Genomic DNA, 24815 nt, shown 5'->3' with positions numbered 1-24815 from the left:
GAGGCTCAACCATGTTGCGCGCGTGGGGTTCTCACAGTCGCCATCGCGCGTGGCAGGGGCTAGTCCTGCTCGTGGCCGCAGTGACGCTGACGTCGTGCTCGAAGTGGCACGGAATCGCCAATATCCCGATGCCCGGGGGCCCGGGCAGCGGGCCCGGTTCCTACACCGTCTACGTCCAGATGCCCGACACGCTGGCGCTGAACGACAATAGCCGGGTTCGGGTGGCCGACGTCTTTGTCGGCACGGTGCGCGCGATCCAACTGAAGAACTGGGTCGCCACGCTGACGCTGCGTCTGGACAAGAACGTCAAGTTACCCAAGAACGCCACCGCCAAGATCGGGCAGACAAGTCTCTTGGGCTCTCAACATATTGAGCTGGCCTCCCCGCCCAACCCGTCCGCAGAGCCGCTCAGGGACGGTGACACCATCCCGCTGAAGAATTCGTTCGCCTACCCCACAACCGAGCAGACACTGGCCAGTCTGGCGTTGATCCTGCGCGGCGGGGGTATCCCGAACCTCGAAGTGCTGCAGAACGAGGTCTACAACATCCTCAACGGGCGGGCCGAGCAGATCCACTCCTTCCTGGGCAAGCTCGACACCTTCACCGCCCGACTCGACGAGCAACGCGAGGACATCACCCGGGCGATCGATTCCACCGACCGGCTGTTGGCGTATGTGAGCTCGCGCTCGGATGTCTTGGATCGGGTCCTCACCGAGTTTCCGCCGCTGCTAAAGCATTTCGCCGACAAGCAGAAACTCTTGGTCGACGCGGTCGACGCGACAGGAAGGCTGAGCGCAGTTGCCGACCAATATCTTTCCGGCTCGCGAAGCGACCTGCATTCCGACCTGGTGTCGCTGCAATGCCCGTTGCGTGAACTCGGCCGGGCCTCGCCGTATCTGATCCGCGCCCTCAAGCTGATCCTCGTGCGGCCCTTCGACATCGACGCCGTGCCGAAGTCGTTCCGCGGCGATTACTTCAACCTCTCGCTGACGCTCGACCTGACCCTCAGCTCGGTCGACAACGCAATCCTCACCGGGACCGGTTTCTCCGGAGGGCTGCGCGCGCTCGAGCAGTCGTGGGGCCGTGACCCCGAAACGATGATCCCCGACGTCCGATACACGCCGAACCCCAACGATGCCCCGGGCGGTCCGCTGGTCGAAAGGGCGGATAGGCAATGTTGACGCGCTTCATCTGGCGCCAGCTGATCATCTTCAGCATCCTCAGCGTGATCACCGCGATTGCCTTGGGCTGGTACTACTTACAAATTCCCACCGCGGCGGGGATTGGTCGGTACACGCTGAAGGCGGACCTGCCCGCGTCGGGCGGTCTCTACAAAACCGCCAACGTGACTTACCGCGGTGAAACGATCGGCACGGTGACCGCGGTGGAACCGACCGAAACGGGCGCGCGAGTGACCATGAGTATCGCCGACAGCTACCAGATCCCGATTGACGCGTCGGCGAATGTACATTCGGTGTCGGCGGTCGGTGAGCAGTATCTGGATCTGGTGTCGTCAGGCAACCCGGGCACGTACTTCGCGCCGGGACAGACGGTCACCAAGGGCACCGTGCCCACCGAGATCGGGCCCGCCGTGGACGCGGCCAACCGCGGGCTGGCCGCCCTGCCCAAGGAAAAAATCGGCTCCCTGCTTGACGAAACAGCCCAAGCGGTAGGAGGTTTGGGCCCCGCGCTGCAACGCCTGGTCGATGCGACGCAGGCAATCGCCGGCGACTTCAAGACCAACATCGGCGATGTCGACGACATCATCCAAAACTCCGGGCCGATCATCGACAGCCAGGTCGATTCGGGTGAATCGATCCGGCGCTGGTCACACAACCTGGACATCCTGGCCGCCCAGAGCGCGGAAAACGACCAGCGGGTGCAAAGCATTTTGACCCACGCCGCGCCGACCGCCGATCAGGTCGATGCAGTGTTCAACGACGTCCGGGAGTCGCTGCCGCAGACACTGGCGAATCTCGAGATCGTGTTGGACATGCTCAAGCGCTACCACAAGGGCGTCGAGCAACTGCTGGTGGCGTATCCGCAGGGCGCATCAGAAGGCCAGACGGTGACGACGCCTTTCCCGGGCTACGCCGCGCTGGGCACTTCGCTGACGATCAACCAGCCCCCGCCGTGTCTGACCGGCTTTCTGCCGGCATCGCAGTGGCGGTCTCCGGCGGATACCAGCCTGGCGCCTATGCCGTCCGGAACGTATTGCAAAATCCCGCAGGACGCTCCCTCCAACGCCGTGCGCGGTGCACGCAACATCCCGTGTGTCGATGTTCCCGGTAAGCGCGCCGCAACGCCCCGGGAGTGCCGCGACCCCAAACCCTACGTCCCGTCGGGCACCAACCCCTGGTACGGCGACCCGAACCAGATCCTGACCTGCCCGGCGCCCGCGGCGCGCTGCGACCAGCCGGTGAAACCCGGCCAGGTGATGCCCGCGCCGTCGATCGACAACGGCCTCAACCCGGCACCTTCCGACCGGGTAGCGGGAACACCGCCTCCGATCAGTGATGTCCTGCAGCGACCGGGGTCGGGGACCGTACAGTGCAATGGGCAACAGCCGAATCCCTGCGTCTACACCCCCAGCGCCCCTCCCCCGGCCGTCTACAGCCCGCAAAGCGGTGAACTGGTGGGCCCCGACGGTGTCAAATACTCCGTCCAGAATTCGGCCAAAACAGGAGACGACGGCTGGAAGGACATGCTCGCACCGCCGAACTGAGCCCATCTCGCGCCAATCTTACTTAATCTCAACGCTTTTCATGAATATCGGCTGGCCGCAAACTCGTTGTGCTGGTTGCGTCGATTCCGCGCCGAGTCCGACCGCACCGTTGACACTGACCGCACGTACAGTCATATACTGGTGGTCGGCGGCCGTCGTTCCGAGTTCCCGAATCGGAGCGTGTCGCCGATTTGTACCCAGCCCGGCTCAACGCACCGCGGCCGGCGGGTGCAGACGAGATCGGAGCGAAATGCGGGAAGTGATTGGCCTAGGCCAACTCCGGAGCAACGCGTGTGCATATCTGGAGCAGGTAGCCGCCGGGGTGACTATTGACGTCGTCCGCCGCGGCAAGGTGGTGGCCCGGATCGTGCCAGTCGGCGACTGGCGGGTGGCTCCGATACCCGCACGATCTGCCAAGATCGTGGCGCCGGACGCCGGCGGCTGGGTCGGGCTGGACGAACTGCGAACGCGCGCCGGGCGGTGCCTGGATCGGGTTGCAGCCGGGGAGACGATTTGTGTCGTCCGTGGCGGCAGGTTACTGGCACGGATCGTCCCGGCGGGCGCTTCGAGGATGAACCCGAGCGCGGCGGACGGTGGTCGACGGATCGAGCTGGGCGAACTGCGAAAGCGTGCGGGGCGCTATTTCGACAGGGTTGCCGCTGGGCAGACGATCGAGGTCGTCCGGGGCGGCAAGCTGGTTGCCCAGATCGTGTCAGCCGATGGCGACACCGCCGCGGGGGCCGAATCGCCGGCGCTGCACCACGCGCTGTGAAAATCGGCGCGCCGCACCACATCATTTCCACCAGCCTGACCTCCGCTGCGGCTTGACCGCGAACAGGTACCGTGGCGCTGTGTATCCGCTCGAGCTTCGCGCGAACTGATGGACCAGGCCAACACCACACGCCCGGACCGCAATCTGGCAGTGGATTATTACCGCGTCTCGGGCGTGATCCTGATCGTGCTGGGACACTGGCTGGCCGGATCCGTGACCTACCATGACGGTCAATTCGGACGGCAGAATCCGCTCGTCGACATGCCCTGGACACAGTGGCTGACCTGGCCGTTTCAGGCGGTCCCGGTGTTCTTCCTGGTGGCCGGTTATGCGGGTGCGGTGTCCTGGACGCATCACCGCGAGAGCGGCGCGGTGTCGCGCCAGGACTGGCTTCGGCGCCGGCTCGCGCGAGTTCTGGGTCCGACCGTGGTGTACGTCGCGCTGGTGTCAGCGATCGTGGTGGCCGCGGCGGCCCACGGTGTCGGCGGTTCGCTACTGGAATACGCGGGCTGGGCGGTCGCGATGCACTTGTGGTTCCTCGCCGTTTACGTCTTGGTGGTTTCGCTGACTCCGATTGCGATTGCCGCACAACGCCGTTGGGGACTTTGGGTGCCGGTAGTAGTCGCTGTGGCAGTCACCGTGGTGGACACCACGTTGAAGCAGGGGCCGTTGCACGACCTCGGCTGGCTGAACTATCTGTTGTGTTGGGGAACGCTGTATCAGCTCGGTATCGCTTGGCATGGTGGGTTATTGGCCGACCGTAGACCCGTTGTGCTTGCTACCGGATCTGCTGTCGCTCTCGCACTCCTGATCTGGTTGGCGGGCTATCCGGTCAGCATGATCGGCGTTCCCGGCCAAGCCGTGCAGAACACCTCACCCCCGACGGTCGCCATGCTCGCATTCGGCTGCGCGCAGGCCGGAATCGCGATGGCGGCCGCGCCGGCGCTCAATCGCATCCTGCGCGGGGGCGCGATCCAGCGAGTACTCGCCGTCGGCAACAACAATGTGATGGCCCTCTATCTATGGCACATGATCCCCGTCGTGATCGTGGCCCTCGTCGGTTACCCGGCCGGCTTGTTGATGCAACCCGCGGAGGGCACGGCGCAGTGGTGGCTGGGCCGGCTGCAATGGGTTGCCATCCTGGGACTCGTGACGGCCGTCGAGATGGTGCTGTTGTGGTGGGGACGGCGCCTGTTCGCCGCTCCGCTCCCCCTGCTCGGCATTCCACTGCCGCACCGCTGGACCGAACCGGTCATGGTGCTGGGAGCCGTGCTGGCGGCGTACGGCCTCGAGTTCGTCGCCGCCGACGGGTTCGCCCCCGACGGGCACTTTGCACGGATTACGGTCGCGGTCTTCGCGATCGGCGCGCTACTGGTGGCGCTTCGTCCCAAACAGGTCAGCCCGCGACCAGCGGCGCCCGCGTCGACCACACGTTGAGCGCCAGAACATCGACATGCCCGGCTTGTCTTGTAGTTGGGATCTAGCCCTGGCTGAACACGTCGGGCAGCGGGCGCCGACAAACGTCGCGGGCCTCGTCGGCCCCCAACCCGAACAGGCGCAGCACATTTTCGGTGACGGTGTCGGCCGCACGCGCGTCGTCGCGGCCCGGGTCGTCGCGCAGTAGCTTTCCGAGCCCGAGCAGTGCACCGCCGGCCATGGCGAGGGCAAGTTCCGGGTCGTCGACATCAAACCTGCCCGCATCGACGCCGGCCTTGATATCGCGCAGCGCCCGGGGAGCCAGGCCGCGGTCGGACGACAGCAATGCGGGCCCATGCGCGAGCAGAATGTCGCTTTCCTGGGGTCGCTGACGAAATAGCCGACCGGTCAGCCGGAAACTGGCGGCGAAGGTTTCCGCCGGATCCTCGATCGATTCGGTCAACCGGTCCAGCATCGCCCCGTGGGCATCGAGCACGTCGGCGACCGCGGCCTCGAACAACTCCTCCTTGGTGTCAAAGTGGTTGTAAAAGGAACCCATTCCGACGTCGGCGGCCTGGGTGATCTCGAGTACCGGCACGTTGAGTTTGCCCTCGGCGATCAACCGCTGCGCCGCCTGAATCAACGCCGCCCGGGTGCGCTGCTTGCGCCGCTCCAGCCGATTGGGCGGGTCGGCTTCCTCGGGCATCGCGCTCATCTCACAAAGTATGCATCACTTTTGAGGATTTCGTCAGAAACCTTGACTGAGCATTGTCTCGTATGTGACGATTTCGTCAGTTATGTTTACTCAAGCCAACGCCACGCACCGGGATCTGCACAGCGAGCAGGGCGCACTCCCGGGTGAACCCAGCGGCCGGTCCCGGAACCCGGTGATCAAGGTCGTCGACATCGCATGGCTCGAGTTCGAGAAGCCGGATCTGCCCCGCTCCGAGGCATTCGCGCGGGCCTTCGGGTTTCAATCGGCCCAGCGCGGCCCGGACGAAATCCAGCTCCGTGGCACCCGGGCGGGTGCACCCTGTGTGATCGTGCGCCGCGGTCCGCGAACGCGGTTCACCGGTGCGGCCTTTCGGGCCGGCGACGAGGCCGACGTGTTGCGCCTGGCCGACACGTACGGCACCCGCGCGCGGCCGCTGCCGGATTCCCTCGGCGGCCTGTCGGTCGACTTGGTCGACCCCACCGGCATGCCGGTCCGGGTGGTCGCCGGCATGCACGAATTGCCGGAACTGCCGAGCCAGCAGCTCCACACGTTCAACTTCGGAGACCACCCGCAACGGATCAACACCGGCCAGCGCCCGGCACGGGTGCCCGCCCGAGTGCAACGGCTGGGTCACCTGGTGCTGCAGACCACGAAGTACGTCGAAACCCTGAACTGGTATCTGGACAATCTGGGGATGGTCGTCAGCGACTTCCTGTTCTTTCCGGGTCAACGCGAGCGCGGACCGACCATGAGCTTCATCCGGTGCGATCGAGGTGCGACCCCCGCCGATCACCACACGCTGGCGCTGGCTCTGGGTCCGGCGAACCGCTACGTCCATTCCGCTTATCAGGTCAGCGATCTCGATGCCCTGGCCGCGGGCGGCGAATACCTGCACGAGCGTGGCTACTTTCGGTCGTGGGGAATCGGCAGGCACATCCAGGGCAGCCAGATCTTCGACTATTGGCGCGATCCCGACGGATTTCTGGTCGAGCACTTCGCCGACGGAGATCTGTTCGACAACACCGTCGAACCCGGCTGGGCACCGTTTCGCGCGTCCGGCTTGGCCCAGTGGGGACCTGCGGCGACCAGAGACTTTTTAGGAACTGATCTGAAATCGGCTCGCCACGAACTGGTTTCGATGATCACCGCGCTGCGCGCCCGCAACGAGTTCGATATCCGCCGCCTCATCGGCCTACTGAAAGTACCCACATCATGACCGTTTCCGTCCTGCGTACCGCCGACGCCTGGTGGCTCAAAACCGGTACGGGTGCGGCCAAGATCGACACCGCGGCGACGACGACCGGCGCGCTGCTGATGGACCGGGCGGCAATCGAAGCCGCCATACAGACCGACACCGTGCCGATAACCGACCTCCCATTGCTCTCGCCGGTGACCCGGCCGTGCCGAGTAGTGGCTCAAATGACCAACTTCGAGTCGCACGTCAGGGACGCGGGCATGGACCCGGCATCGGTTCCGCTGACGTTCTTTCGCAAGGCCTCGGCATCGATCACCGGTCCGTTCGACGAGATCGTCAAACCCCCACACGTCCGTTTGCTCGACTACGAGGTGGAAATCGGGTTGGTGATCGGGCGTGCAATCCCGGTCGGCACCACCATTTCCGAGGCGAACTTGGCCGAGTTCATCGCCGGATTGGTGGTCACCAACGATGTTTCGGCGCGCGACGTCCAGCTTCCGCAAACCCAGTTCTACGAGGCCAAGTCGTATCCGACGTTCACCCCGGTGGGACCGGAGCTGGTGTTGCTGACAGCCGACGAGCTCGCCCGCTTCGGCGATCTGCGGCTGCGGCTGCGCGTCAACGGCGTCGAACGGCAGAACGCGCTGGTCGACGGGGACATGTTGTATCGGCCGCTGCAAGCTCTGCAGTCACTCACCCAGTTCCAGGAACTCGCCCCGGGCGACTTGGTGCTCACCGGCACCCCGGCCGGCACCGCGCTCAGTGCTCCGCCCAAGCCGCTGGCGATGATCGGGAACCTGCTGCCGACCTCCCTCAAGTGGAAGGTGTTCTTCAGTCGTCAGGCCGGCAACCCGAATTATCTGCGACACGGTGACATCGTCGAGGCATCGGTCGCCACCGATGACGGAGCCATCGACCTCGGGACACAGCGCAACGCAGTCCGATTCGCGTGAGCGCTAAGGCAATTCGGCGCGTTCCCGTCGTGGTTGTCGGCGCCGGACCTACCGGTATCACCGCCGCCACACTGTTGGCGCAGTACGGCGTTGACACCCTGATCCTCGATCGCTGGCGCGGCGTCTATCAACAACCACGCGCCGTCCATCTAGATGACGAGATTTACCGCATTATCGCCCGGCTCGGCATCACCGATGAGTTTGCGGCTATTTCCCGGCCGACGCTGGGCTTGCGATTGCTCGACGGTCGTCTTCGCGTCCTCGCCGAGTTCACTCGCGACACCGCTCACAGCCGCAATGGATTTCCGCAGGCCAACATGTTCGACCAACCGGAGTTGGAGGCACTGCTGCGGGCAAACCTCAAGCGGCACCCGCAGGCTCAGCTGCGCGGCGACGCCGAGGTTACCGATGTGACCGACACCGACGAATACGTGCGCGTCACCTTCACCGACCGCACCGACGGCGCGGTGCACCAGGTCGATACCCACTACCTGCTGGGTTGCGACGGAGCCAACAGCCTGGTGCGCGCCCAAATAGGCTCAACGATCAAGGATTTGAACTTCGAACAGCGCTGGCTGGTGGTCGACGTCGCCACCGACGCCGACCTGCGCCAGTGGGAAGGCGTGCACCAGGTGTGCGATCCGGTGCGCGCGGGCACCTACATGCGCATCGGAGCGTCACGCTACCGCTGGGAGTTTCAGTTGCTCGACGGCGAAAGTGCCGACCAATTCGGCACTTTGACTGCCTTGTGGCCACTGATCAAACCTTGGACCGCCGGTGTCGAGGACCACGAACTGGCGCTGCTGCGCGTCGCGGAGTACACGTTTCGCGCCCAGATCGCCGAGCGCTGGCGCCGGGGAAACATCTTCATCCTCGGTGACGCGGCGCACCTCACTCCCCCGTTTATCGGCCAGGGCATGGGAGCCGGGGTGCGCGACGCGATGAATCTGGCCTGGAAGATCGCCGGGGTACACCACGGCAATCTTGCTCCAGCCGTGCTGGACACCTATGAGCAGGAACGTAAACCGCACACCCGAAGCCTGATTCGGTTGGCGCTCAACGTCGGTCGTGCGATGACCGGCGGCGCCCGGGTGGGCAATGCGCTACGCCGCGTGGTGCTGCCCCGGCTGCGGCTGATCCCTGGCCTGCGCGACAAGGTGGTCGACTCCACCACACCGGCACTGTCTTCTTCCGCGCTGGTGTGCAGATCACGCCAGCCCGGCCACCTGGCCGGCACGCTATGCCCGAACCCGCGGCTGGGCGACGATCAGCGGCTCGACGAGGTATTGGGAAGCGGCTTCGGCCTGATCACCATCCGCAGTCCGAGCGCCGCCGATGAAGCCGCGCTTGCGCAGCGCGGCTTCATCGTGCTGGTTGCCCAGCCAGGCGACGAGCTGGCGCGTTGGCTGCACGAAGGCCACGCCACCGCCGCGCTGGTCCGCCCGGATCGGACGGTCATGCGCGCGGGGCGCGACATCTGCGCGCTGTGCGCATGGGCATGTAGCGTCGTGAATGGCCGATTCGGTGCTACACCTGCGTCGGCCGCGCAACGATGATCGGCACCAACACCGAATGCAGAACGGTATTGCTGACCGAGCCCAGGATCAGACCGGTGAGACCACCGCGGCCGTGACTGCCCACCACCACCAGCTGCGCTTCTAAAGACTTCGTCTGTTGAATGATCTGTTGGGCGGGCAGGTCCCGAGCCAGCACACGGCGCACGGTGACATCGGGATATTGTTCGTGCCAACCGGCCAGTCTTTCGGTGAGGCTGCGCTCGGCCTCGGCCTCGACCGACTCCCAGTCGAATGCTGGAAGTTCGAGGATTGCGACATCACTCCAGGCGTGCAGCGCCACCAGATCGACTCCCCGGTGCGACGCTTGATCGAACGCGATCGCCGTTGCGAGTTCCGACGCCGGTGAACCATCGATTCCCACCAGAACGGGGCCGTGCTGCGGGTCCGGCACGTCTTCGTCACGGATGACCGCGACCGGGCACTTAGCGTGGCGCACCACGGTTGAACTGACCGAACCGAGCACACCACGCGCCAGCAGCCCGCGACCCGAGCTGCCGACGACGATCATCTCGGCGTCGTCGGACATCTTGATCAGGGCCAGCGCCGGAGTCGAGTAGACAAACTCCTTGGTAATGGTGACCTTACGGCCTGCCGGCATCGCCTCCTCGGCCAACTTGAATGCGTGAGCGAGTTGCTGGCGGCAATCATCTTCCAGCTTGACCAACAGCGAGTCGGGATAGGGAACCGGCGGCCAAGTGGTGGTGGGAGTAACCACCGCGTGGAAAAGGGTCAGCGGAATGTTGTGCATCGCGGCGTCGCGGGCCGCCCAGACAACGGCGGTATCCGATGCGGGTGAGCCATCGACCGCGACAACGATGCCGAGTTTTTTGACAGGTGCCGACATTTCGTACTCCTTTCGTCGGGAGTAACGCTATTGACCATCGGGGTGTGCGGTCGTGAGGCTTTGGTCCCCAACCACCGGGACTTCAGGACCTTCGTGAACTGGGCAGCAGCGGATTGACCGGCGGCTTTCGGCGTTGCGGCGCTATCGGTGCCGACTGTCCTTGAGCTTGTTGATCGCGTTGACGAATCCGGCGATGTGGTCCTCGCTGAGCTTCTGCCCGTCAAAGACGTGAGTGAGCAGAACCTTGAGGTCGGCCATCTGTTGCAGATAAACCAGACACGGCGGGCAATCCTCGAGGTGTTTAGCCACGATGGGACCCCACTGGTCGGCACTGGAGTCGACCAGGTCGTCGACCAGCCGGACGAAATCCACGCAGTCGATGGCGGGAACTGTGTTGTCGTGGACGGTCATTGGCGGTGCCACTTCTCTAGTTCATTACGAAGGTTGCCCCGCGCGCGGTACAGAAGTGCGCGCTGCCCCTCGGCGGAGAGGCCGAGGATCGCCGCCGCCTCTTCGGCAGACGTTCCGACGAGGTCACGCAGGATGACGAGCTGGCGCTGCCGTGCGGGCAGCGCCTCCAGCGCCGCCCGCACGTAGCCGATCAGCTCCCGGGCCACGGTGCGGTCCTCCGGAAGAAAGCGCCGCGACGGCGGGTCACTCCAATGCCCGGCGTCGGGATGGCCGGCCGGATGCATCCGGCCGGCGAGCGGGTCGGTCTCGGTGGCGGACAGCACCTCGTGGTCCCGAATCCGGGATTCACGGCGGCGATGACGCGAAGCGGTGTTTTTGACGATTGCGAACAACCAGGTGCCCACCGAGGAGCGCCCTTCGAACGAAGCCGACGACTGCAAAACCTGCACCCACGCCTCTTGCACCGCCTCTTCGGCTACCGCCGTCGAATCCACCATCGTGCGAGCGAAATTCACCATCGGCCGGTGAAAATCACGGACCAAACTGGCCAGCGGTATCCCGCCGACCAGGTGCGCAGTGTCCTCCGGAGGCACCGCCACCTGGCTCACCATCGGCCCGAACTCAAGCGCATCTGCCCAGTTCCCAGCGCAATTGCGCCTCCGACGGCGACTGCACCGGGATGAACGCCGCCTCCCGGTAGCGGCGACTCGCCGACGTCCGGCTCGCATACCCTTTGCCACCGGCGGTGCGGATTTCTAAATTAGCACTGGCACTGGATAATTCAGCAGCGGCAAGACGCAGCGACAGCAGTTCGCGCTTCGACGGCGAGTTCGCTCCGCCGACCGCACCGGCCAACTCGGCCAGCGTCGTCTCCGCCGCCGCGAGCTTGTCCGCGATGGCGTCGACCTCGGCGGTGAACACCGAGTTGACCCCGGTGAGCCCGAGCTTGCTCTGCTCGACGGTGGTCCGGGCCAGCCCCAGGCACATCGCCGACTGCAGCACGAGAAAAGTCGGTCGCACCGTCTGCAGGAACGCGTCAAAGCCATTAGACAGCACCTGTTCCGAACTCACATGTGCGTTGTCCAACGTCAGATATGACGACGCCGTGCTCCCCAGTGCCAACAGGTCGAAGTGGTCACCGACCGTAACGCCCGGCGTATCCAGCCGAAGCGCCACGATCAACCTCTCGCCCGTATCGGTGCGCGCCGCGGTCACCATCGTCGAGTCGGGATAGAGATTGCTGGCCCACCTGATCGAACCGTTCAGCCGGTATCCACCATCGACCGCTGCTGCGGTGAGATCGAGGGTGCCGCAACCGGCCGCCTCCTTGAACGCTGAAGCCATTCCGGTCACGCCCAGCGCGGTTCCGGCAAGCAGCGACTGGGCCGCCGCGAGGCTGAATGGCGTTGCGGCCGTGAGGAGATACTCCAGCGCCATGCGATTGGCCCACACCGAGAACCCCGTGCTCATGCACTCTGCGGAGATCAGGCCGATGACATCGGCCATCTGAGGGAGCCGCCCGTCGGAGTTTCCCGGGGCGCCGAGGCCAAGCAGGCCGGCCGCACCCAGCCGAGTGAAGCTGCGGCGCGAGGTTTGCTCGCAGCGGTCCAGTGCGCTCGCATGGGCACGAATGTCTGCCAGCAGCTCTGGATCGAGCCGCTCGACTGCGGCATCCACGGTTGAGGTCACGGCACGGACTCCTGTTCGGTGTGTTTCCCGGACTAATCGATGACCAGAGTCGAGTCGACGCTCGCGGGGCGGCTGAAGGTGTTCACTACCGGCGACCAGGCGATGGCGTTGTCGTGGATCTGCCTGAGCGTCTCGTCATCGGTGTCACCGGCCAACGCCACCTTGCAGCGGACCGCGGTGAAGCCGAGCACCTTGCCGTCCGGGGTGTCGCCGACTCCCCACACCGCGGAGATGTCGATGTCGCCTTCCATCTCGACCTCGATCTTGGTGAGCGTCACACCGCGGTGGGTGGCGTTGGCCAACAGCCCGACCGAGATGCAGGACCCCAGGGCGGCCAGGGCGGTCTCGGAAGGATTGGGCGCGGAGTCGTCGCCCAGCAATGCGGGTGGTTCCCCGACGAGCAGTGGTGCGAGGTCGCGCACGTAGGTCATGTTGCGAAACCCGGCTTCACACACCGTTTTGGCCTTCAGGGTCTTCTTGCCGGTGGCGGGATCGGCCTTGGCATTACAGGACAGCCGGTCAAGCCCTTCCGCGTCGATGACGAGCGCGTCGGTCATGGAGTTCCTCCGTTTCTCGCTGATTCTGGTCTCCACCGGGTTAGTGCTCGGTTGATCCCCGTGCGTGACGGCGGGTCAGTGTGATTTAGGTGGACGACGCAAGATTGCCGCTGCCCGAAACGGCCGTGCCGTCGGTGCCCACCGAGCCCACCCGAGATTTGCTCAGTCGAACAGGGTTTGCGCGATGTAGTGGCCTTCTGCCGGCGCGGGCGGCACTGCGAAGATAGCTGATCCGATGTGACGGATGTACTCGTTGAGTAGGTCGTTGGCGCCCAACCGGTTCTGCAAACGAATAAAATCTTGCGGATCTTTTTGATACGAGACGAACAGCAGTCCGGCGTTCAGTTGGCCGTTGGGGTCCAGGCCGTCGGTGTAGTTGTACGAGCGGCGGCGGATCATGATCCCGTCGTTGTTTTCCCGGGCAGCCAAGCCGACGTGTGAGCGCGGATCGATCAGCGGTTCGCCGTCGGCGCCTTTGGCGGCGAAATTCGGCGTGTCGAATTCGGCCTTGCCGCTCAGCGGCGCTCCTTCCTGCTTGGTACGGCCGAAGATCCTCTGCTGGTTGCCGATCCGGTCGACGTCCCACGTCTCGAGCAGCATCCGGATCTTGCGGACCACCTGATAGGTGCCGCCGTTCATCCACGGCTGGTCGCTGTTGTCGACCCAGACGAAACGCTCGTACTCTGACTCGGTGGCGACGTTGCGGGTACCGTCCTTGAATCCCAACAGGTTTCGCGGGGTCTGCTGACCGGGGCCGGCGGAGGCTCGGCCGAAGCCCAGCACCGCCCAGAACGGCGACACGATGGTGCGCCCGAGGCGGGCCAGATTGCGCACCGCGTGGTAGCAGACCTGCGGGTCGTCTGCGCAGGCTTGCACCGACAGATCGCCACCGTGCAGCCTCTGATCGAGGTTGTCCCCGTTGAGCGGCGGCAGATCGGTGAATACCGCCGGACGCCGCGCGCCAAGACCGAACCGATCACCAAACAGTGACGGCCCCAATCCGATCGTCACGGTGAGGCTGGCGGGGCTCAGTCCGTAGGCCTCCCCGGTGTCGGTGGGAGGTTGCACTTCGACCTGCGGCGCAACCGTGCCGACGGGCTTACCCTGCTGCAGCACCGCCACCGCGGCCGACCAGCGCGCCAGCAGCCCTTGGACATCGGCGCGAACCGCGGCCGAAGCCAACGAGAACGACATGAAGACGGCGTAACGCTGTGGGAGCGTGGCGATTCCGCCCTGATGCACCTGGCCGTAGAAAGGATAGCTACGGCGCATGTCCACGATGTCGTCTCCAGCATCCGAGCCGCCGTGGTGGGCTGTCGCGGACGCATATCCGGCGAACCCGCCACCGACGGCGCCGATCGCGGTCCCGGTGAGACCGGCCAGCATCGCGCCACCGAGCATCCGCCGCCGCGATACCGACGCTTCATCGGCGGGCGTCTCAACGCCGTCAGGTTCAACCAGTTCGTCGTCAGCCATGATCAGTTGGCGGAGACCACTTTTTGAGCAACCATGGACAGGCTCTGGTGCAGCGGCTGAATCACCGCGGTCAGTTTCGGCGCATCGCTACCCTGCAGTACCGGAGTGTATGTCCGGTAGCCGCCCAGCGCGGCGGGGTCGCGGTAGCCGTCCAGCACACTGAGCACCGCACGGAACTGCTGATCGATCTGGCTGACCAAGTTGGCGTCGATCTTCTCCAAGCCCGGCCGAAGTGACGCGTAAGCCTGTTGGGCGCCTTCGACATTGCCCGAGAAGTCAACCAGGTCAATGTGACTGAATGCCTCTTCCTCACCGGTGATCTTGGTGTTCTGCACCTCTTCGATCAAATCACTTGCACCGTTGGCCAAGTCTTCCGGCTTGTACTGTAAGCCGGAGACTACATCTTTCAATTTTCCTACGTTACTGACCAATTCGGTGCTCAACGCCTTGGTACCGGGCGTGATCGCGTTATCCTGCCACAGGTCGCGCTCGATCGCGTGGAAGCCCTTCCACCCGACTTTGGCGTCCACCGGAGTGGAAGCGCGCATGTCGATCAGATAGTCCAGGCTGCCCGCGTTGTCGCCGACCGCGAAGCCCGGCAGGACGAAGCCTTCGACGCTGGATTCCGCGCGCTCATAGAACAGTCGGGCTTTGGCGTAGGCCGCCCTGGCGGCGTCGAGGTTGCCGGACTGGATGGCGGCATCGAGTGCCTTCACTTGGTCACTGAGCTGGCCGATCTGAGTCACAATGTAGGTCGCGTAGTCCCTGGTGCCCTGACCCAGGATGCTCGCCACCGTGCCCGTCGGCCCTGCGGGCGCCTGACCGGTCACCGACAGGGTTTGGTATTCCACACTCGCTCCGGGGCAATACAGTTGATACGAGCCGCCGTCCAGAGTGACGGTGAATGACACCGGGTTCAATCCGGGTGCGAGGTTCTCCTTCTCACCAACGATGCGCTGATCTCGGAGCAACTCCATCTCACTGATGCCCGGCGCGCTGGTGTTGACGACGGTGAAGGTCACCGGGCCGGCCGGCACGCTGGTGGTGTCCAGGGCACAACCGTCTTTTCCACTGCTGTTGGCCATCGTTACTTTGACGGCGTTCGTCCCGCCGGTCGGACTGGCTTGTCGAGACGGCGGGGGGCCCGCGGCTGGGCTCGAGTGGTTGCAGCCGGCCGCGGCCAACACCGCGCTGGAAACCAAAGCCGGTGCGGTAAGCCAGAATTCACGAGACCGCGACCTTGCCCGGGCGGTGCGATTCGCTATCACTCGTTTTCCTCTCCTGTAGGGCTCGCGCGTCGCTGCGCATCGAGATTATGGCGCCCAGGGCACAAGCCAGCGCAAAGCAGGCCAGTACCAACGGAAGCCAGACCCGCCACAACTGTCGCTCGGCGTGCTTCTGGGTGCCGGCGGCGATTTGGGCGGCGGTCGACTGATCTTCGGCGGCGGCGGTCGACCAGTCCGTTGCTAGCCCGCCGAGACTGACGGTCTTGGCTCCGGTCAGCCCACCGCCGGTCAAGATCGCCGTGCGGTTGCTCGTCGCCTGCGCGCTGATCACGAAATCGCCTCGCGTAAGAACGGTATACGCGGTAGTCGTCGCCCATTGCCCCACAAACGGCCCCGGCGTGCGGCCGGGCGCGAGACCGACCGGCAGCCGGCCCCCCGCCATGTTTCGCAACTGATCCAGCGTTACGGCCGGCGCGCCATCGGCGCCGGCGGGCTCGGAAGCCTGCCACGCCTGGACCGGCAACCCGTCCACGGTTTGGTCGTCCGCCGGGATCAGCGGGATACGACGGCCGGTCGGGGTGTCTTCGTCGGTGAGAATCAATTCGCGTCCGTGCGGCCCGGTCGTGATCGACACCTGAGCGGTGTGGCCGGAGTGGTCGATGACGGTGCGCGTCCGCGCGCTCGGCGACGAGCTACCCGCGGGCGTCATCGCCGCCAGCATCGCCGCGATGATGACCAGCACCGCCGCGGCGGCCAGCTGTAGCCGGGAGCGGCTTCGCGGCGTCGCGGCCAGGCGCTCGGGCCACAGGAAGACGACGAGCACGGGCACCGCGTACAGCAGCCACCCCAGCACCTCGATGAGGCGGGGGTCGGTGGGGATGCCGAACACGCCGGCGAGCAACGCGCCCAGCACGGACTGGCTCGGTATCCAGGACGAGAAGTCGAGCACCTGCTGCTGGCCGATGGTCACCCAGCCCGCCTCGTGTGCGGTGCGCAGCGCGCCCAGCACCAGTCCGGCGGCGATCAGCACCAGGAATACCCCGGTGATTCGGAAGAAGCGGCCGAGATTGAGCTTCAGACCGCCGAAGTACAGGCCGACACCCAGCACGATCGACGCCCCGAGCCCGACCGCACCGCCCAGCACGGCGAACCACCGGTTGCCGTGCGACGTCTGGGCAGCCGCCAGCAGGAAGACCGATGTCTCGAAGCCCTCCTTGAGGACGGCGAGGAAGGCCATCGCGACGAGCGCGAGCGCCCCGCCACGGTTGAGCGCCTGTTGGGCTTCGCGCTCGAGTTCGCCTTTGAGCCGCCTGGAGTTGCGGTTCATCCAGATGATCATCGAGGTCACGAACACCACGGCAATGGCGTTGATGACCGTCTCCATCATCTCCTGCTGGGCCTGCGGAAGCGTCGCCGAGAACAGATCCAGACCGACGCCGACCGCAACGCTGATCAGCACCGCCAAGGCCACGCCGGCAAACATCGGGCGGGTCGACTGCCCGTTTCGCTTGAGGAAGGCCGCAACGATGCTCACGATGAGCGTCGCCTCCAGGCCTTCGCGCAGGCCGATGAGGAACGTGCCGAGGAAAACGCCGAATACGCCTTGCATGCGTCCGATTCCCATCCCGTGGATCGGGACCTTCGACTTAGCCTAACCTAACTTGCCGTCGTGATTAAGAGCGCCGGCACTTCCCGCCCGCGTCAGCGACCCGGCTCGGTCACGAAGTCGATGAGTTCTTCGACTTTGCTGATCAGTGCGGGTTCCAGGTCGTTCCAGTCCCGCACCCGCGACCGGATGCGCTGCCACGCCCGGGCGATGTCGGCCTGGTTGGCGTGCGGCAAGCGAAGCGCCTGGCACACGCCGTGCTTCCATTCGAGGTGCCGCGGCACCTCGGGCCAGGCAGTCAGGCCGAGCCGTTGCGGCTTCACCGCCTGCCAGATGTCGACGTAGGGATGGCCGACGACCAGCGTGTCGGGCCCGCCGGGTCCCCGGCGCACCGCCTCGGCAATGCGTGCCTCCTTCGAACCCGTGACGAGGTGATCGACGAGAACGCCGAGCCGGCGCCCCGGACCGGGAGCGAACTCTGCGACGATGCCCACCAAATCGTCGACGCCTCCGAGATGCTCGACGACGACACCTTCGATACGCAGGTCCTCGCCCCAGACCTGCGCAATGAGTTCCGCGTCGTGACGGCCTTCGACGTAGATCCGGCTGGCGCGCGCGACGCGGGCGCGAGCGCCCGGCACCGCGACGGATCCGGACGCGGTACGGCTCGCGGCCGCCGGCGCCGCGCGGCGCGGCTCGGTGAGGATCACCGGACGCCCCTCCAGCAGGTATCCGGGCCCGAGCGGAAAGCCTCGGACGTGGCCATGCCGGTCTTCGAGGTCGATGCGTCCGTACTCGACCCGCACCACCGCACCGACGTAGCCTGTCTCGACATCCTCGACAACAAGTCCCAGCTCAGCTGGGTGTTCGGCCGAACGTGGCTTGCGCCGAGCGGCGGCCAGGACATCGGTTCCGTAACGATCCATCACGCGGGCAATACTAGGAACGGTCGCGACCGAAATCGGTGATCGGCGCGCCCATGAGCGCCTGCCGACGGGCGTTAATGAAGCGGCAAAATCGGCGCGAAACCTGTAAGGACCGCGTTGTCCCACCCGCGAATGAGCGCTTTGCTGCTACGTTAATTAAGTGCGCCTTGCGCGCAGCAGTTGATGAGGTGGAAGCAATGGGGATTGCCGGCCTGGTGTCGAAGGCTGTCGCGTTTTTGCGCGCCGGCTACCCGGCCGGGGCGCCGGAGCGCGGCTACGTGCCGCTGTTGGCGCTGCTGCGCCGCCGCGTCACCGATGATGAAATCACCACCATCACAAGTGAATTCATGGCACGTAAAGCCGGGCCGGTCGGCACCGTCGATGTCGGAGTCGCGATCTTTCGGATCACGAACGAGATGCCCTCGCTGGACGACATCGTGCGCGTCGAGCAAAGACTCGATGCGATGGGGTGCGCACGGCGTTAACCCTGTTCGACCGGCCCGCCGCAGGCCGCCAGATAGTCGGCATAGTTCCACGTCTTCAAAAACTCCTGGCCCGCGACCAATCCACGCTGGTACAGGGCGTCGCGCTGCGCGGCGGTGATGTCGAAATCGATCGGGCTCACCTCGTCGGCGGGCACGAAGATGGTGCGTCGCACCGTGCATGGATCGTCGATGTAGGCGTTGTCCTGATTGCTTACCAGCGTCTCTATCGCCGCGATGCCCAACGACACCGGCCCGTGCACCGGATGCGTGGGCGCAATGCCCGGCCGTGCCGATAGCCGGATCCCGAACGTCGGCCACCGCGGCTGAGCCCGGTCGAACAGCTCCACCGGAAAACTCGACAACAAGCCGCCGTCGACCCAGGTTGCGCCGCCCACCCGGACCGGTTCGAACACGTAGGGAATAGCCGCCGACGCGTGCACCGCGCGTGCCACGGAGAAGTCGTTCGGGTCGATTCCGTAGGAGTCGAGGTCCCACGGTATGCGCACCAGCCGGCGCCGGGACAGGTCGCTGGCGGTGACGACCAGCGACCACGCGAATTGCTCGGGTTCTTCACCGGTGCGCAGGTCGCCGAAGGTCCGCACACCCAGGTCGGCCAGCAAGCCGGCGAGCAGGTGTTCGAGATAGGCGCCGCGGTAAACCCCATCCGATACCAGCAATGACAGTCCCCCACCGATCAGCGGAACATGCCCGATCAGGTTGCGGTCCAGAAACTTTCGGTAGTCGAGCGAACGCATGATCTCCGCGAGCCGGCTGAGTGGCTCGCCCGCCGCCTGCAGGGCTGCCACCAGCGATGCGACGATCGCGCCCGCGCTCGTCCCGGCCACGCGAGGGAACTGGTAGCCGGCCGCGGACAGCGCGTCCACCGCACCCACCAGGCCGATACCCCGGACGCCGCCGCCCTCGCAAACCAGATCGACGGGCTGCGTACTCACGAGATCCGCTCGCCGTCGACCCCGAAGAAGTGCACATGCCCGGGTTCCGGATGCAACCGCACCCGGCTGCCCTTCTGGGGCGGGTTGCGCCCATCCGCGCGCGCGACGACGTCCTGGTCAATTGCCTTCGCCGAGTCGGTGATCCGGCCGTACAGGTAGGCGTCGGCCCCGAGCTCCTCGACGACGTCGACCTCCATCTCGACACCGAGGCCGCCCAGCTCGAAGTGCTCCGGCCGGACACCGACCACGATCTCGCTCGCGCTGTTGGCGATCTCACGCGGCAGCTGGATGGGCCAATCCCCCAGCGAGACAACGGAATCGATGATCGGCAGAGTGAACAGGTTCATTGCCGGCGACCCGATGAATCCGGCCACAAACACGTTGGCGGGGTTGCGGTAGAGCTCGCGTGGCGCCGCGAATTGCTGCAGCACGCCGTCGCGCAGCACCGCCACGCGGTCCCCCATCGTCATGGCCTCTACCTGGTCATGGGTGACGTAGACGGTCGTGGTCTGAAGCCGTCGCTGTAGCGCGGCGATCTGATTGCGGGTTTGCACCCGGAGTTTGGCATCGAGATTCGACAGCGGCTCGTCCATCAGGAACACGTGCGGGCGCCGCACGATCGCACGTCCCATCGCCACCCGCTGGCGTTGCCCGCCGGAGAGGTCTTTGGGTTTGCGATCCAGATATGGTTCCAGGTCAAGCAGTTTCGCCGCGGCGAGCACCCGATCGGTGATTTCAGCCTTCGAGGTTTTCGCGATCTTCAACGCGAAACCCATATTCTGCGCGACCGTCATATGCGGGTACAACGCGTAGTTTTGGAACACCATCGCCACGTCGCGATCCTTGGGATCGACATGAGTTACGTCGCGCTCACCGATGCGAACACATCCGGCGTCCAGCGTTTCCAGTCCGGCGACCATCCGCAATGAAGTCGTCTTGCCGCATCCGGACGGCCCGACCAGGACGACGAACTCGCCGTCGCCGACAAACAGATCGAGGCCGTCCAGGGCCGGGCGTTGTGCGCCCGGGAAGTGTCGTGTCGCCTGTTCCCAACTCACTGACGCCACGATTCACCCACCAAGCCCGGTGACGGCGATGCCGCGCACGAAGGAACGCTGCGCGACCGCATAGATGATCACCAGCGGCACCATGATGATGATCGAAGCAGCCATGATGACGGGCCAGCGGGCAACGTACTCTCCCCGCAGCCGCACCAGCCCGAGCGTCAGCGTGGCCAGGCTGTTGCGCTGAATCATCAACAGCGGCCACAAAAAGTCGTTCCAGACGTTGACCCAGGTGAGCACCGCGAGCACCATCACCGCGGGCCTGGCATGGGGTAACAGAATCCTCCAATAGATCTGCCACGGCGTACAACCGTCGAGAATCGCGGCTTCCTCCAGATCGGCGGGCAGCGTTTGGAAGAACTGCCGCATCAGGTAGGTGCCGAACGCACTGCCGAACAGGCCGGGCACGATCATCGCCCAGGGTGTATCAACCCAGCCCGCCGTCCGCATCAGGATGAACTGCGGAATCACCGTCACGGTCAGCGGTACCATCAGCGTCCCCAGGTATAACACGAACAACGTGTCGCGACCACGGAATTGCAGTCGCGCGAAGGCATATCCGGCCAGCGAGCAAAAGAAAACCTGTCCCGCGGTCACGCATCCGGCGTACAGCACGGTATTGAAAAACATTCGCCAGAACGGCATCACATTGAACACCTCGACGTAGTTCGACCACCTCGGGTGCGACGGCAGCAGCTTCGGCTCACTGATCTCGCCCTCCCTCTTCAGCGAACCCGACACCGCCCAGGCGACCGGGAACAGCCAGCACCAGGCGATGGTGATCAGCAGCGCGTAGACCACCACGGCGCGAAAAGCACTGCGCTTGAACACTCCCTCAGCTAAGGCCACGCGAAGCCTCCCACGATCGCCGATGCGTCAGCCGCAACTGCACCAGGGTCAGAACGAGCAAAATCGCGAACATCACCCAGGCCAGCGCCGACGCGTACCCGAATTCCAGGAATGAGAAGGCGTGCTGGAACAGCATGATGCCCAGCACATAGGTCGATGTCTCCGGGCCGCCATTGGAACCATTGAGAACGTAGACCATGTCAAACGCCTGGAATGCGTGGATGATTGAAATGACGACGACGAACGACACCGAGCCGCGGATCAGCGGCACCGTAATCGACCAGAACTGCCGTATCTCGCCCGCACCGTCGATTTTGGCTGCCTCGTAGACGGTTTGCGGCACTCCTTGCATCGCCGCCAGCAGAATGACGGTCGCGAACGGCACACTGCGCCACACAGCGACCACGCAAAGCGAGGCCATCGCCCAATTGGGGTCGACAAGCCACGGGACGGGACCGAGTCCCACCCAGCCGAGCATGATGTTGAGCAGCCCGTTGTCGGTGTTGAAGACGAACTGCCAGACGACCGCCAGCACCACCGAGGAGATCGCCAGGGGCATGAAGACGATTGTCCGAACGATGGCTATGCCCTTGGCTTTCCGGTTCAGCACCGCCGCCACAATGAGACTGATGACGACCGTCGGTATGACCGTTCCGAGAGAGAACACGATGGTGTTGCGGATCGCGATGAGGAACAACGGGTCTGATGTGAAGAGGTCTTCGAAGTTCTTGAGGCCCAAAAACTTTGGCGGCCTGAACACATCCCACTGCTGAAAGCTCATGTACAGCGAGAACCCGAGCGGAAACAGCATGAACACCGCGACCGCGGCCAGGTTGGGCGCGACGAACAAGCGTCCCGCCCAGGCTCGCCGCCGTGACGGATACGGACCCTGGGGACGGCGTTTCGCGGCGGCCGGGGTGAGCACGGCTGATCTGTTGACCGATGTCATGGGTTGCGCAGCACCTCGTCAACTGCGACCGACAACCCGGTCAGCGATGTCGCGGGCCGTGAGCCACGCAGGACGGGTCCCATGTTGCGATCCATCAGCGCAACGACCTTTTCCCAAGCCGGGGTGACGGGCAGGCGTTCGGAATAAGCAGGTCCTTCGGTGAGCACCGAGAGGTTGCGAATCCCCTGGTGGGCCTTGGCGAAGCCGTCCGAGGCAAGCACGGATCGCAACACCGGCACGAACAGGCAGGATTCGGCGATGATCGCTTGACCCACCGGACCGCAGGCGAACTTGACGAATTGCCATGCCTGGTCCTGATGCCGGCTGCTCGCCGAGACGGACAGTCCGGTGGTGCCGATGTTGGAGCAGGCGCTGTGCCCGCTGGGCAGCGATGGCCCCACCGGCAGGGGCGCGACGTCGAAATCCAATCCCTCGGCGCGAATGAAGGTCTGGTATCGCCAGTGACCGCCCAGCGCCATGGCCGCCCTGCCCGCGGCGAACAGATCTGGCGTCGACATCGATTGCACCTCGGACGCATTCGGTGCCACCTTGTGTTTGTTGGCGAGGTCGGCATAGAACTGCACGGCCTCCATGAACGCCGGGCTGTCGAAATTGAAATGGGTCGGATTCCGAATCGGCGTCGACCACGGTACGCCGTTGTTCATCGCGAACAATCCGGCCGAGTAGTACGAGACAAAGGTGTTGACGAAACCCCACTGCGTGACGCGCCCCGATCCGTCCCGCTTGGTCAAGGCCTTGGCCGTGTCGAGGAATTCGGCGAACGTCCACGTCTTGTCCCACGACGCGGGCGGAGGCGCGACGCCCGCGTCGGCGAACAGCCGCCTGTTGTAAAACAAGAAGTTTCCCGACCACTGCTCGGGAAAAGCCGACTGCTGCTCGTCGAACGTGAAGGTGTCATAGAGCGGCCCGACGCAGTCCGTCTTGAGCTGGGCGGCGAAGGCTTGATCGCGCGCCAAGCGGTCGTTCAAGTCGAGCAACACCCCCCGGGCGGCCAACTCGGCATAGCTCAGATCCCACGTCTGCAGCACATCCGGGCATTTGCCACCCGCGCAGAACGTGGACAACTGCTGCATCACTCCGGGCCCGGACCGCACCGCCCGGACCTTGATGTCGGGGTGGCGGCGCTCGAACTCGGCGACGACACGAAGGCGGGCGGCGGCCTCGTCCGGATTGGCGGCGAAGAAGAACGTCAACGCGTCGTCGTCGGAAGCACACCCACCGGCCCACGGCGCCAGAGCCGCTGCCGCAACAGCGCCGGCGCCCCGCATCAAGCTGCGCCGTCCGAACGGCTTATCGAGCATCGTGTTCCCGTTCTCGCCCATCGCCGACGTCTCCATCGGCCGTTTCCATGTCCTTGGTACCCGATCGGTCTGGCATCCGCCTAAGACGGCCACCCCGGCAATGCAAGTTCGGCCCGCCGCCGGCCGCCGCCGTCGGCGGTGATGTCGATGGTGTGAATGCGGTTGTCGGCGCCGATGCCGAGCTGCAACAGAATCTGCGCGCGCCCGCGCGGCGCGATCACGATGCCTGCGGCCCCGTCGATCAGCATGACCACGCCGGCCCGCGCACGCCGCGTGAATCGACGCGTCTCCTCGGCGACCTCGCGGGCCCCGCGAACCTGCACCGCCACGTCGTCGGGAACCAACACGCGATCGACCCTGCGCACCACATCGGGGGCCAGCAGCTCGAGCAACGTGGCGATATCACCACCGCGGGATGCCGTCAGAAACGCCTCGACGATCTCGAGGTGCCCGGCGAGGAGGCGGGATTGAGCGGGCGAGCCACCGTGCAGTCGCGAACGTGCCCGACTCGCCAGTTTCTTGGCGGCGGCCGGCGACCGGCCCAGCACATCGCCGATCGTCTCGAACGGCACGGCGAACACATCGTGCAGCACGAATGCGACTCGCTGCGCGGGCGACAGGCGATCCAGCACCACCAGCATCGCGGTGCCGACCGAGTCGGCCAGCAGCGCGTCCTCGTCCGCCGGCACCGACGCGGTGGCCGTCAGGCGGTCGAATTCGTGCGCGTCGGCCACCGGCTGCTCGGCGCGGCGCTTTCGCATGCGCAGCTGGTCGAACGCCTCATGCGCGGTGATCGTGGTGAACCAACCGGTCAGGTTGCCGACGTCGCCCCCGTAGGCCCGGCTGGCCTTCAGCCACGCGGACTGCACCGCGTCGTCGGCATCCGTGGTCGAGCCGAGCAGCCGAAACGCCACCGCCCGCAGGTGCTGACGATCGGCGTCAAACCGCTGCGCCAGACCGGTGAGGTCCACCGGATTTTCGGTTCTCGCATTCATGGGTCACCTTTTCCGCACGGGAGTCGTCAAGAAGATGACCGCATCGATCGAGCTCTTCGCACCCAGGAGACCAGCACCATGACCCTACCGATTGTGCGCCGCGGCGCGCA

The 24815-nt window shown here is 65.2% G+C and carries 24 protein-coding genes; 8 read left to right on the top strand and 16 right to left on the bottom strand.

Features of this window, described 5'->3' with window-relative positions; genetic code table 11:
* Positions 1–11: 11 nt before the first annotated feature.
* The 4 genes from AAHS21_RS20780 to AAHS21_RS20765 all read left to right on the top strand — a co-directional run bounded on the left by AAHS21_RS20780 (position 12) and on the right by AAHS21_RS20765 (position 4934).
* The gene (locus AAHS21_RS20780) at positions 12–1181 is read left to right on the top strand and encodes a virulence factor Mce family protein (RefSeq protein WP_342929446.1); all 1170 of its coding nucleotides are present in this window, start codon (positions 12–14) and stop codon (positions 1179–1181) included.
* Entirely contained in the window at positions 1175–2725 is a 1551-nt protein-coding gene (locus AAHS21_RS20775) for an MCE family protein (protein WP_342929445.1), read from the top strand. Before AAHS21_RS20780 ends, AAHS21_RS20775 begins: the two co-directional genes overlap by 7 nt.
* Before the next feature lie 322 nt (positions 2726–3047).
* Complete coding sequence (locus tag AAHS21_RS20770; RefSeq protein WP_342929444.1) at positions 3048–3497, top strand: hypothetical protein; 450 nt, start codon at positions 3048–3050, stop codon at positions 3495–3497.
* 108 nt (positions 3498–3605) lie between these two features.
* Positions 3606–4934, top strand: a complete 1329-nt coding sequence (locus tag AAHS21_RS20765; protein WP_342929443.1) for an acyltransferase — start codon at positions 3606–3608, stop codon at positions 4932–4934.
* Positions 4935–4977: 43 nt separating this feature from the next.
* On the opposite strand, the gene AAHS21_RS20760 is transcribed toward AAHS21_RS20765, so the two are convergent.
* Complete coding sequence (locus AAHS21_RS20760; protein ID WP_342929442.1) at positions 4978–5628, bottom strand: TetR/AcrR family transcriptional regulator; 651 nt, start codon at positions 5626–5628, stop codon at positions 4978–4980.
* An 82-nt stretch (positions 5629–5710) separates the two neighbouring features.
* Between AAHS21_RS20760 and AAHS21_RS20755 the strand changes: the two genes are divergently transcribed.
* Genes AAHS21_RS20755 through AAHS21_RS20745 form a run of 3 tightly spaced genes read left to right on the top strand, consistent with a single transcriptional unit; the run spans position 5711 to position 9332 of the window.
* Positions 5711–6844, top strand: a complete 1134-nt coding sequence (locus AAHS21_RS20755; protein ID WP_342929441.1) for a VOC family protein — start codon at positions 5711–5713, stop codon at positions 6842–6844.
* Complete coding sequence (locus AAHS21_RS20750) at positions 6841–7776, top strand: fumarylacetoacetate hydrolase family protein (RefSeq protein ID WP_342929440.1); 936 nt, start codon at positions 6841–6843, stop codon at positions 7774–7776. Before AAHS21_RS20755 ends, AAHS21_RS20750 begins: the two co-directional genes overlap by 4 nt.
* Complete coding sequence (locus AAHS21_RS20745; RefSeq protein WP_342929439.1) at positions 7773–9332, top strand: bifunctional 3-(3-hydroxy-phenyl)propionate/3-hydroxycinnamic acid hydroxylase; 1560 nt, start codon at positions 7773–7775, stop codon at positions 9330–9332. Before AAHS21_RS20750 ends, AAHS21_RS20745 begins: the two co-directional genes overlap by 4 nt.
* On the opposite strand, the gene AAHS21_RS20740 is transcribed toward AAHS21_RS20745, so the two are convergent.
* The 9 genes from AAHS21_RS20740 to AAHS21_RS20700 form a co-directional block, all read right to left on the bottom strand.
* Positions 9304–10197, bottom strand: a complete 894-nt coding sequence (locus AAHS21_RS20740) for a universal stress protein (protein ID WP_342929438.1) — start codon at positions 10195–10197, stop codon at positions 9304–9306. The genes AAHS21_RS20745 and AAHS21_RS20740 overlap by 29 nt on opposite strands.
* 141 nt (positions 10198–10338) lie before the next feature.
* A complete protein-coding gene (locus tag AAHS21_RS20735) occupies positions 10339–10608 on the bottom strand; it encodes a hypothetical protein (protein ID WP_342929437.1) in 270 nt (89 codons plus the stop codon).
* Positions 10605–11219, bottom strand: coding sequence for an RNA polymerase sigma factor (locus tag AAHS21_RS20730; RefSeq protein ID WP_342929436.1), 615 nt, complete (start codon positions 11217–11219; stop codon positions 10605–10607). The genes AAHS21_RS20735 and AAHS21_RS20730 overlap by 4 nt, the downstream gene beginning before the upstream one ends.
* Before the next feature lie 10 nt (positions 11220–11229).
* Positions 11230–12297, bottom strand: coding sequence for an acyl-CoA dehydrogenase family protein (locus AAHS21_RS20725; protein ID WP_342929435.1), 1068 nt, complete (start codon positions 12295–12297; stop codon positions 11230–11232).
* A gap of 32 nt (positions 12298–12329) precedes the next feature.
* On the bottom strand, positions 12330–12854 hold the full coding sequence (locus tag AAHS21_RS20720) for an OsmC family protein (RefSeq protein WP_342929434.1): 525 nt from the start codon (positions 12852–12854) through the stop codon (positions 12330–12332).
* A gap of 162 nt (positions 12855–13016) precedes the next feature.
* The gene (efeB, locus tag AAHS21_RS20715) at positions 13017–14330 is read right to left on the bottom strand and encodes an iron uptake transporter deferrochelatase/peroxidase subunit (RefSeq protein WP_342929433.1); all 1314 of its coding nucleotides are present in this window, start codon (positions 14328–14330) and stop codon (positions 13017–13019) included.
* A 2-nt stretch (positions 14331–14332) separates the two neighbouring features.
* Positions 14333–15595, bottom strand: a complete 1263-nt coding sequence (efeO, locus tag AAHS21_RS20710) for an iron uptake system protein EfeO (RefSeq protein WP_342929513.1) — start codon at positions 15593–15595, stop codon at positions 14333–14335.
* Positions 15555–17165, bottom strand: a complete 1611-nt coding sequence (gene efeU / locus AAHS21_RS20705) for an iron uptake transporter permease EfeU (RefSeq protein WP_342929512.1) — start codon at positions 17163–17165, stop codon at positions 15555–15557. The genes efeO and efeU overlap by 41 nt, the downstream gene beginning before the upstream one ends.
* Positions 17166–17257: 92 nt before the next feature.
* Entirely contained in the window at positions 17258–18091 is an 834-nt protein-coding gene (locus tag AAHS21_RS20700) for a DUF3097 family protein (RefSeq protein ID WP_342929432.1), read from the bottom strand.
* Positions 18092–18165: 74 nt separating this feature from the next.
* Here AAHS21_RS20700 and AAHS21_RS20695 point away from each other — a divergent pair, with 74 nt between their 5' ends.
* Complete coding sequence (locus AAHS21_RS20695; protein ID WP_342929431.1) at positions 18166–18573, top strand: DUF3349 domain-containing protein; 408 nt, start codon at positions 18166–18168, stop codon at positions 18571–18573.
* Here AAHS21_RS20695 and AAHS21_RS20690 read toward each other — a convergent pair.
* From AAHS21_RS20690 to AAHS21_RS20665, 6 genes are all read right to left on the bottom strand, one after another.
* Positions 18570–19526, bottom strand: coding sequence for a patatin-like phospholipase family protein (locus tag AAHS21_RS20690; protein WP_342929430.1), 957 nt, complete (start codon positions 19524–19526; stop codon positions 18570–18572). The two genes, AAHS21_RS20695 and AAHS21_RS20690, sit on opposite strands and share 4 nt — an antisense overlap.
* Positions 19523–20593: a sn-glycerol-3-phosphate ABC transporter ATP-binding protein UgpC gene (gene ugpC, locus AAHS21_RS20685; RefSeq protein ID WP_342929429.1), complete on the bottom strand. Its 1071-nt coding sequence runs from the start codon at positions 20591–20593 to the stop codon at positions 19523–19525. The genes AAHS21_RS20690 and ugpC overlap by 4 nt, the downstream gene beginning before the upstream one ends.
* A gap of 3 nt (positions 20594–20596) precedes the next feature.
* Entirely contained in the window at positions 20597–21439 is an 843-nt protein-coding gene (locus tag AAHS21_RS20680; RefSeq protein ID WP_342929428.1) for a carbohydrate ABC transporter permease, read from the bottom strand.
* A complete protein-coding gene (locus tag AAHS21_RS20675; protein ID WP_342929427.1) occupies positions 21426–22388 on the bottom strand; it encodes a sugar ABC transporter permease in 963 nt (320 codons plus the stop codon). Before AAHS21_RS20675 ends, AAHS21_RS20680 begins: the two co-directional genes overlap by 14 nt.
* Positions 22385–23710, bottom strand: a complete 1326-nt coding sequence (locus AAHS21_RS20670) for a sugar ABC transporter substrate-binding protein (RefSeq protein WP_342929511.1) — start codon at positions 23708–23710, stop codon at positions 22385–22387. The genes AAHS21_RS20675 and AAHS21_RS20670 overlap by 4 nt, the downstream gene beginning before the upstream one ends.
* An 80-nt stretch (positions 23711–23790) precedes the next feature.
* Entirely contained in the window at positions 23791–24705 is a 915-nt protein-coding gene (locus AAHS21_RS20665) for a sigma-70 family RNA polymerase sigma factor (RefSeq protein WP_342929426.1), read from the bottom strand.
* Between the last annotated feature and the right edge of the window lie 110 nt (positions 24706–24815).

This window comes from Mycobacterium sp. 050272 (assembly GCF_039023525.1).
Lineage (GTDB): Bacteria > Actinomycetota > Actinomycetes > Mycobacteriales > Mycobacteriaceae > Mycobacterium.
Note: the sequence above shows the minus strand (reverse complement) of the source record. Positions and strands in the feature narration are given on the sequence as shown.

What these genes read in the sequence shown, in the direction of transcription:
- AAHS21_RS20695 (WP_342929431.1), top strand. Translation starts at nt 18,166, where the DNA reads ATGAAGCGGCAAAATCGGCGCGAAACCTGTAAGGACCGCGTTGTCCCA.
- AAHS21_RS20740 (WP_342929438.1), bottom strand. Translation starts at nt 10,197, where the DNA reads ATGTCGGCACCTGTCAAAAAACTCGGCATCGTTGTCGCGGTCGATGGC.
- AAHS21_RS20730 (WP_342929436.1), bottom strand. Translation starts at nt 11,219, where the DNA reads ATGGTGAGCCAGGTGGCGGTGCCTCCGGAGGACACTGCGCACCTGGTC.
- AAHS21_RS20765 (WP_342929443.1), top strand. Translation starts at nt 3,606, where the DNA reads ATGGACCAGGCCAACACCACACGCCCGGACCGCAATCTGGCAGTGGAT.
- efeU (WP_342929512.1), bottom strand. Translation starts at nt 17,165, where the DNA reads ATGCAAGGCGTATTCGGCGTTTTCCTCGGCACGTTCCTCATCGGCCTG.
- AAHS21_RS20750 (WP_342929440.1), top strand. Translation starts at nt 6,841, where the DNA reads ATGACCGTTTCCGTCCTGCGTACCGCCGACGCCTGGTGGCTCAAAACC.
- AAHS21_RS20760 (WP_342929442.1), bottom strand. Translation starts at nt 5,628, where the DNA reads ATGAGCGCGATGCCCGAGGAAGCCGACCCGCCCAATCGGCTGGAGCGG.
- AAHS21_RS20735 (WP_342929437.1), bottom strand. Translation starts at nt 10,608, where the DNA reads ATGACCGTCCACGACAACACAGTTCCCGCCATCGACTGCGTGGATTTC.
- AAHS21_RS20755 (WP_342929441.1), top strand. Translation starts at nt 5,711, where the DNA reads ATGTTTACTCAAGCCAACGCCACGCACCGGGATCTGCACAGCGAGCAG.
- AAHS21_RS20780 (WP_342929446.1), top strand. Translation starts at nt 12, where the DNA reads ATGTTGCGCGCGTGGGGTTCTCACAGTCGCCATCGCGCGTGGCAGGGG.
- AAHS21_RS20775 (WP_342929445.1), top strand. Translation starts at nt 1,175, where the DNA reads ATGTTGACGCGCTTCATCTGGCGCCAGCTGATCATCTTCAGCATCCTC.
- efeB (WP_342929433.1), bottom strand. Translation starts at nt 14,330, where the DNA reads ATGGCTGACGACGAACTGGTTGAACCTGACGGCGTTGAGACGCCCGCC.
- AAHS21_RS20720 (WP_342929434.1), bottom strand. Translation starts at nt 12,854, where the DNA reads ATGACCGACGCGCTCGTCATCGACGCGGAAGGGCTTGACCGGCTGTCC.
- AAHS21_RS20665 (WP_342929426.1), bottom strand. Translation starts at nt 24,705, where the DNA reads ATGAATGCGAGAACCGAAAATCCGGTGGACCTCACCGGTCTGGCGCAG.
- AAHS21_RS20675 (WP_342929427.1), bottom strand. Translation starts at nt 22,388, where the DNA reads ATGACATCGGTCAACAGATCAGCCGTGCTCACCCCGGCCGCCGCGAAA.
- AAHS21_RS20670 (WP_342929511.1), bottom strand. Translation starts at nt 23,710, where the DNA reads ATGCTCGATAAGCCGTTCGGACGGCGCAGCTTGATGCGGGGCGCCGGC.